Annotated in this window: 10 protein-coding genes and 1 tRNA gene; all 11 read left to right on the top strand. The window is 67.4% G+C overall.

Going from position 1 to position 8073, the window contains the following annotated elements; all coding sequences use genetic code 11:
• The coding region (locus AB7U92_RS02565; protein ID WP_428574422.1) for a zinc-binding dehydrogenase at window positions 1-348 on the top strand (348 nt) is incomplete at its 5' end.
• 31 nt (window positions 349-379) lie between these two features.
• A complete protein-coding gene (gene tpiA / locus AB7U92_RS02560) occupies window positions 380-1123 on the top strand; it encodes a triose-phosphate isomerase (protein ID WP_428574420.1) in 744 nt (247 codons plus the stop codon).
• Window positions 1124-1160: 37 nt separating this feature from the next.
• Entirely contained in the window at window positions 1161-1574 is a 414-nt protein-coding gene (secG, locus tag AB7U92_RS02555) for a preprotein translocase subunit SecG (RefSeq protein WP_428574418.1), read from the top strand.
• Between the two features lie 164 nt (window positions 1575-1738).
• Window positions 1739-1823, top strand: a tRNA-Leu gene (locus tag AB7U92_RS02550).
• A 14-nt stretch (window positions 1824-1837) separates the two neighbouring features.
• Window positions 1838-2197, top strand: a complete 360-nt coding sequence (locus AB7U92_RS02545; RefSeq protein WP_428574416.1) for an NADH-quinone oxidoreductase subunit A — start codon at window positions 1838-1840, stop codon at window positions 2195-2197.
• Window positions 2198-2212: 15 nt separating this feature from the next.
• Entirely contained in the window at window positions 2213-2689 is a 477-nt protein-coding gene (locus AB7U92_RS02540; RefSeq protein ID WP_428574414.1) for a NuoB/complex I 20 kDa subunit family protein, read from the top strand.
• A 7-nt stretch (window positions 2690-2696) separates the two neighbouring features.
• A complete protein-coding gene (locus AB7U92_RS02535) occupies window positions 2697-3293 on the top strand; it encodes an NADH-quinone oxidoreductase subunit C (RefSeq protein ID WP_428574412.1) in 597 nt (198 codons plus the stop codon).
• A 9-nt stretch (window positions 3294-3302) separates the two neighbouring features.
• A complete protein-coding gene (locus AB7U92_RS02530) occupies window positions 3303-4556 on the top strand; it encodes an NADH-quinone oxidoreductase subunit D (protein ID WP_428574410.1) in 1254 nt (417 codons plus the stop codon).
• A gap of 7 nt (window positions 4557-4563) precedes the next feature.
• A complete protein-coding gene (gene nuoE / locus AB7U92_RS02525; RefSeq protein ID WP_428574408.1) occupies window positions 4564-5046 on the top strand; it encodes an NADH-quinone oxidoreductase subunit NuoE in 483 nt (160 codons plus the stop codon).
• Window positions 5047-5051: 5 nt separating this feature from the next.
• Window positions 5052-6395 carry an NADH-quinone oxidoreductase subunit NuoF gene (gene nuoF / locus AB7U92_RS02520; protein ID WP_428574406.1) on the top strand — a complete coding sequence of 448 codons (1344 nt, stop codon included), beginning with the start codon at window positions 5052-5054 and terminating at the stop codon, window positions 6393-6395.
• Window positions 6396-6412: 17 nt separating this feature from the next.
• A partial coding sequence (gene nuoG / locus AB7U92_RS02515; RefSeq protein WP_428574404.1) for an NADH-quinone oxidoreductase subunit NuoG occupies window positions 6413-8073 on the top strand: 1661 nt, incomplete at its 3' end.

Raw genomic sequence — 8073 nt, 5'->3', positions numbered from 1 at the left:
GTCATCCTCGACATGGTGGCGGGCGACTACGTGGCGCGCGAGCTGACTTGCCTGGCCACCGACGGCCGCCTGGTGATCATCGCGGTGCAGGGCGGCGTCGACTCGCGCATCGATGCGGGTGAGGTGCTGCGCCGCCGGCTGACCATCACCGGCTCGACGCTGCGCCCGCGGCCGGTGGCCTTCAAGGCGGCCATCGCGCGCTCGCTGCGCGAGAACGTCTGGCCGTGGATCGAGGCGGGCCGCGTGAGGCCCGTGATCTTCAAGACCTTCGAAGCCGCCCAGGCCGCGCAGGCCCATGCGCTGATGGAATCGAACCAGCACGTCGGCAAGATCGTGCTGACGTGGTGAACACGCAAGAGAACACTCGAGGACGGGCACGATGACGCGTCGCAAGCTGGTGGTCGGCAACTGGAAGATGAACGGCACGCGCGTGGGCAACATCGAGTTGCTCGCCGCGATCCGCGCCGCCGGGCCGTTCGCCGCCGAGGTGGCGGTGTGCGCGCCGTTCCCCTACCTCGCCGACGTGGCGCTGTCGCTGCAGGGCTCGGACATCGGCTCCGGCGCGCAGGACTGCTCGGCGCACGAGAGCGGCGCCTACACCGGCGAGGTCAGCGCGGCGATGCTGGCCGAGTACGGCTGTCGCTACGTGATCGTCGGCCACTCGGAGCGTCGCGCGCTGCACGGCGAGGGCGACCAGCTCGTTGCCGACAAGGCGAAGATCGCGCTGGCGCACCGGCTCACGCCGATCGTCTGCGTCGGCGAGACGCTGGCCGAGCGCGAGACCGGCCAGACCGACGCGGTGGTCAAGCGCCAGCTGTCGTCGGTGATCCACACGCTCGGACACTGCATCTCGCAGATCGTCGTCGCCTACGAACCGGTGTGGGCCATCGGCACCGGCAAGACCGCCACGCCCGAGCAGGCGCAGGCGGTGCACGCGCTGCTGCGCTCGCAGCTCAAGGCCGCCAGCGAGAAAGCCGGCGAGATGAAGATCCTCTATGGCGGCAGCGTCAAGCCCGACAACGCGGCGACGCTGTTCTCGCAGCCCGACATCGACGGCGGCCTGATCGGCGGCGCCTCGTTGAAGGCGGTCGATTTCGTCGCCATCTGTCGCGCCGGGGCCTGACGGCCCGCGCCCACGAATTCCTCGGAGTCCCCACAGAATGAATCTCCTGCACAACCTGCTCGTGGCCGTCCAGATCATCTCGGCCCTGGTGATGATCGGCCTCGTGCTGGTCCAGCACGGCAAGGGCGCCGACATGGGCGCCTCGTTCGGCAGCGGCGCCTCGGGCAGCCTGTTCGGTGCCACGGGCAGCGCGAACTTCCTGTCGCGTTCCACGGCCGTCTGCGCCACGATCTTCTTTGCGGCCACGCTGACGCTGGCCTTCTTCGCCAACGACCGCGCCTCGCGGCCGGCCGGCGGCACCAGCGTGCTCGAGGGCGCCGCGGCGCCCGCAGCCAGCGTGCCGGCCACCGGTGCGGCGCTGGTGCCGGGCGCGGCCAGCGCGGCGGCCGCAGCAGTGCCTGCGCCGGTTGCCGTGCCGGCCTCGGGCGCCGACGCAGTTCCGTCGAAGTGACGAGCGACGCAGCGCGCGGCCTACGGTCTGCGCCAGCGCAAATCACGCTGCTGCACTGCAACGAAAGGGCGGGTTAACGCGGGGAAACAGGTTAGAATGCGCGGCTGTCCGGTAAGCCAATCCTCATGCAAACCGGGCATCCGTGAGTACGACGTACGTACACGGCCGACGTGGTGAAATTGGTAGACACGCTATCTTGAGGGGGTAGTGGCGAAAGCTGTGCGAGTTCGAGTCTCGCCGTCGGCACCAGACACCTGCTCCCCATGAATCTGGAACCCTACCTCCCCGTCATCCTGTTCATCCTGGTCGGCGTGGCGGTGGGTGTAGCCCCCCAGGTTCTCGGTTTCCTGCTCGGGCCGCGACGGCCCGACACGGCGAAGAACTCGCCGTACGAATGCGGCTTCGAGGCCTTCGAAGACGCGCGCATGAAGTTCGACGTGCGCTACTACCTCGTCGCGATCCTCTTCATCCTCTTCGATCTCGAGATCGCGTTCCTCTTCCCGTGGGCTGTGTCGCTGAATGAAATCGGCGCGTCAGGCTTCTGGGCCATGATGATCTTCCTGGGCATCCTCGTCGTCGGCTTCGCCTACGAGTGGAAAAAGGGCGCCCTCGACTGGGAATAAAGCGCAGGCACCGAGATGGGCATCGAAGGCGTACTCAAAGAGGGCTTCGTCACCACGAGCCTCGACGCGGTCATCAACTGGTCCAAGACCGGCTCGCTGTGGCCGATGACCTTCGGTCTGGCCTGCTGCGCGGTGGAGATGATGCATGCCGGCGCGGCGCGCTACGACATCGACCGCTTCGGCATGCTGTTCCGGCCGAGTCCGCGGCAGAGCGACCTGATGATCGTCGCCGGCACGCTGTGCAACAAGATGGCGCCGGCGCTGCGCAAGGTCTACGACCAGATGGCCGAGCCGCGCTGGGTGATCTCGATGGGCTCCTGCGCCAACGGCGGCGGCTACTACCACTACAGCTACTCGGTGGTGCGCGGCTGCGACCGCATCGTGCCGGTCGATGTCTACGTGCCTGGCTGCCCGCCGACCGCCGAGGCGCTGCTGTACGGCGTGCTGCAGTTGCAGGCCAAGATCCGGCGCGAGAACACCATCGCCCGCTGACGCATCCATGAGCAAACTCGACACGCTCCAGGCGGCCCTGGAATCGGCGCTCGGCGCCCGCATCGGAAAGCTCGTGCGCGACCGCGGCGAGATCACCGTCACGGTCTCGGCGATCGACTACCTCGAGGCCGCACGCACGCTGCGCGACCACACCGATCTTCAGTTCGAGCAGCTGATCGACCTGTGCGGCGTCGACTACTCGAGCTGGAAAGACCAGCCCTGGGAAGGCCCGCGTTTCTGCGTCGTCTCGCACCTGCTGTCGGTGTCGAAGAACTGGCGCGTGCGCCTGAAGGTGTTCGCGCCCGACGACGAGCTGCCGATGGTCAAGTCGGTCACCGAGGTGTGGAGCTCGGCCAACTGGTTCGAGCGCGAGGCCTTCGACCTGTACGGCATCGTCTTCGAGGGCCACCTCGACCTGCGCCGCATCCTCACCGACTACGGCTTCATCGGGCATCCGTTCCGCAAGGACTTCCCGACCAGCGGCCATGTCGAGATGCGTTACGACCCCGAGCAGAAGCGCGTGATCTACCAGCCGGTGACGATCGAGCCGCGCGAGATCACGCCGCGCATCGTCCGCGAGGACAACTACGGCGGTCTGCACTGAGCACCTGCGATGGCTGAGATCAAGAACTACACCCTGAACTTCGGTCCGCAGCACCCGGCCGCGCACGGCGTGCTGCGCCTCGTGCTCGAGCTCGACGGCGAGGTCATCCAGCGCGCCGACCCGCACATCGGCCTGCTGCACCGTGCCACCGAGAAGCTCGCCGAGAGCAAGACCTTCATCCAGTCGCTGCCGTACATGGACCGTCTCGACTACGTGTCGATGATGTGCAACGAGCATGCGTACTGCCTGGCGATCGAGAAGCTGCTGGGCATCGAGGTGCCGGAGCGCGCGCAGTACATCCGCGTGATGTACAGCGAGATCACCCGGCTGCTGAACCACCTGCTCTGGCTCGGCTGCCACGGCCTGGACTGCGGTGCGATGAACATCTTCATCTACTGCTTCCGCGAGCGCGAAGACCTGTTCGACATGTACGAGGCGGCCTCGGGTGCGCGCATGCACGCGGCCTATTTCCGCCCGGGCGGCGTCTACCGCGACCTGCCGGAGCGCATGCCGCAGTACCAGGCGAGCAGGATCCGCAACGCCAAGGCGATCGCCAAGCTCAACGAGAACCGCCAAGGCTCGCTGCTCGACTTCATCGACGACTTCACGCAGCGCTTCCCGAAGTACGTCGACGAGTACGAGACGCTGCTCACCGACAACCGCATCTGGAAACAGCGCACGGTGGGTATCGGCGTGGTCTCGCCGGAGCGTGCGCTGAACCTCGGCTTCACCGGCGCGATGCTGCGTGGCTCCGGCATCGCCTGGGATCTTCGCAAGAACCAGCCCTACGACGTCTACGCCAAGATGGACTTCGACGTGCCGGTCGGCGTCAACGGCGACACGTATGACCGCTACCTGGTCCGCATCGAGGAGATGCGCCAGAGCAATCGCATCATCAAGCAGTGCGTGGACTGGCTGCGTGCCAACCCCGGCCCGGTGATCACCGACAACCACAAGGTGGCGCCGCCGTCGCGCGTGGACATGAAGTCCAGCATGGAAGAGCTGATCCACCACTTCAAGCTCTTCACCGAAGGCTTCCACGTGCCCGAGGGCGAGGCCTACGCGGCGGTGGAGCATCCGAAGGGCGAGTTCGGCATCTACCTGGTGAGCGACGGTGCCAACAAGCCGTACCGCCTGAAGATCCGCGCCCCCGGCTTCGTGCATCTCGCGGCGCTCGACGAGATGTCGCGCGGCCACATGATCGCCGACGCCGTGGCCGTGATCGGCACGATGGACATCGTCTTCGGCGAAATCGACAGGTAAGCGACCGATGAACTTCTCCGACGCCACGTTGGCGCGATTCGCCAAGGAAGTCGCCAAGTACCCCGCCGACCAGAAGCAGTCGGCCGTGATGGCCTGCCTGGCCATCGTGCAGCAGGAGCAGGGCCACGTGTCCGGCGAGAGCGAGAAGGCCGTGGCCGAGTATCTCGGCATGCCGCCGATCGCGGTGCACGAGGTCACGACCTTCTACAACATGTACAACCAGCAGCCGGTCGGCCGGTTCAAGCTGAACGTCTGCACCAACCTGCCGTGCCAGCTGCGCGGCGGGCAGAAGGCCCTCGACCATGTCTGCGGCCAGCTCGGCGTGGAAGACGGCGGCACCACCGCCGACGGCCGCTTCACCGTGCAGCATAGCGAGTGCCTGGGCGCCTGCGCCGACGCGCCTGTACTGCTGGTCAACGACCGCGAGATGTGCAGCTTCATGAGCACCGAGCGTCTCGACGACCTGCTCGCCACCCTGCGGAAGGCCTGAACGACATGCTCGACCTTTCCAAGTTCAAGTCCACCGGCGCCGAGACCTGCTTCCATGGCCGCCACATCGGCGCGCAGATCTACGCCGACCTGAACGGCCGCAACTGGTCGCTGAAGGACTACGAGGCGCGCGGCGGCTACCAGGCGCTGCGCAAGATCCTCGGCAAGGACGGCGGCGAGGGCATGACGCCCGAGCAGGTGATCGCAGAGGTCAAGCTCTCCGGCCTGCGTGGCCGCGGCGGCGCGGGCTTCCCGACCGGCCTGAAGTGGAGCTTCATGCCGCGCGCCTTCCCGGGCCCGAAGTACCTCGTCTGCAACTCCGACGAAGGCGAGCCGGGCACCTGCAAGGACCGCGACATCCTGATGTTCAACCCGCACATCGTCATCGAAGGCATGGCGATCGCGGCGTACGCGATGGGCATCGGCACCGGCTACAACTACATCCACGGCGAGATCTTCGAGGTCTACGAGCGCTTCGAGGCGGCCCTGGAGGAAGCGCGCGCGGCCGGCTACCTCGGCAACGGCATCCTGGGCTCGGGCTTCAATTTCCAGCTGCATGCGGCGCACGGCTTCGGCGCCTACATCTGCGGCGAGGAGACCGCGCTGCTCGAGTCGCTGGAAGGCAAGAAGGGCCAGCCGCGCTTCAAGCCACCGTTCCCGGCCAGCTTCGGCCTGTACGGCAAGCCGACCACGATCAACAACACCGAGACTTTCGGCGCGGTGCCCTGGATCATCCGCCACGGCGGCCAGGCCTACCTCGAGGTCGGCAAGCCGAACAACGGCGGCACCAAGATCTACTCGGTGTCGGGCGACGTCGAGCGCCCCGGCAACTACGAGATCCCGATGGGCACGCCGTTCGCCAAGCTGCTCGAGCTCGCCGGTGGCGTACGCAAGGGGCGCACCCTGAAGGCGGTGATCCCGGGCGGCTCGTCCGCCCCGGTGCTGCCGGCCTCCATCATGATGGAGTGCACGATGGACTACGACAGCATCGCCAAGGCCGGCTCGATGCTGGGCTCGGGCGCGGTGATCGTGATGGACGACACCCGCTGCATGGTCGATTCGCTGCTGCGCCTGTCGTACTTCTACATGCACGAGAGCTGCGGCCAGTGCACGCCCTGCCGCGAGGGCACGGGCTGGATGTACCGCGTGATCGAGCGCATCGCCAACGGCCAGGGCCGCAAGGAAGACATCGACCTGCTGAACTCGGTGGCCGACAACATCCAGGGCCGCACGATCTGCGCGCTGGGCGACGCGGCCGCGATGCCAGTGCGCGCCATGATCAAGCACTTCCGCGATGAGTTCGTGCACCTCATCGAGCACAAGACCCGCAAGGTCGCGGCCACCGCCTGAGCGACCGGGGCACTCACATGATCGAAATCGAACTCGACGGCAAGAAGGTGGAGGTGCTCGAGGGCAGCATGGTGATGCATGCCGCCGAGAAGGCCGGCACCTACATCCCGCACTTCTGCTACCACAAGAAACTGTCCATCGCGGCCAACTGCCGCATGTGCCTGGTCGACGTGGAGAAGGCGCCCAAGCCGATGCCGGCCTGCGCCACGCCGGTCACGCAGGGCATGATCGTCCGCACCAAGAGCGAGAAGGCGATCAAGGCCCAGCAGTCGGTGATGGAGTTCCTGCTCATCAACCACCCGCTGGACTGCCCGATCTGCGACCAGGGCGGCGAGTGCCAGCTGCAGGACCTCGCCGTCGGCTACGGCGGATCGGCCTCGCGCTACCAGGAAGAGAAGCGCGTCGTCTTCCACAAGAACGTCGGCCCGCTGATCTCGATGGAGGAGATGAGCCGCTGCATCCACTGCACCCGCTGCGTGCGCTTCGGCCAGGAAGTGGCCGGGGTGATGGAGCTCGGCATGATCCATCGCGGCGAGCACTCCGAGATCACCACCGTGGTCGGCGAGACGGTCGACTCCGAGCTGTCGGGCAACATGATCGACCTGTGCCCGGTCGGCGCGCTGACCAGCAAGCCGTTCCGCTACAGCGCCCGCACCTGGGAGCTGTCGCGGCGCAAGAGCGTCAGTCCGCACGACAGCACCGGCGCGAACCTGATCGTGCAGGTGAAGAACAACCAGGTGATGCGAGTCGTTCCGCTGGAGAACGAAGACGTCAACGAGTGCTGGATCGCCGACCGCGACCGCTTCTCGTACGAGGCGCTGAACGGCAACGAACGCCTGACCATGCCGATGCTCAAGCAGGGCGGGCAGTGGAAGGCGGTCGACTGGACCACCGCGCTGGAGTACGTGGCGCGCGGCCTCACGCAGATCAAGATCGACCACGGCCCCGGCGCCATCGGTGCGCTCGGCTCGGCCCATGCCACGGTCGAGGAACTGCACCTGCTGGCCAAGCTGGTGCGCGCCCTGGGCAGCGAGAACGTCGACCACCGTACCCGCCACGCCGACTTCGCGGCCGCACCCGCTGGCAAGGCGCGCTGGCTCGGCCTGCCGATCGCCGCGCTGTCGAACCTGCAGCGCGTGCTGGTGATCGGCTCGTTCCTGCGCAAGGATCACCCGCTGTTCGCGCAGCGCATCCGTCAGGCGGCGCGCAAGGGCGCGCAGGTGCACAGCCTGCATGCGCTGGCCGACGACTGGCTGATGCCGATGGGCACGCGCCTGGTGGCCGCACCGTCGGCGTGGGTGCAGTCGCTGGCCGACATCGCTGCCGCGGTGGCCGCGGCCAAGGGCGTGACTGCCCCGGCCGCCGGCAACGCCGGCGCGGAAGCGAAGGCCATTGCCGATTCGCTGCTGTCCGGCGAGCGCAAGGCGGTGCTGCTCGGCAATGCCGCCGCCCAGCATCCGCAGGCCGCCGCGCTGCTGTCGCTGGCGAACTGGATCGCCGCGCAGACCGGCGCGTCGGTGGGCTACCTCACCGAGGCGGCCAACACGGTGGGTGCACAGCTCGTCAACGCCCAGCCGGGCCAGGGCGGCCTGAACGCCGGGCAGATGCTGACCGCCGGCTCGCTGAAGGCCGCGCTGCTGCTCGATGTCGAGCCCGCGTTCGACGCCGCCGACCCGAG

Source organism: Piscinibacter sp. (genome assembly GCF_050175855.1).
Lineage (GTDB): Bacteria > Pseudomonadota > Gammaproteobacteria > Burkholderiales > Burkholderiaceae_C > Piscinibacter.
This window is presented reverse-complemented; position numbering and strand designations above follow the sequence as displayed.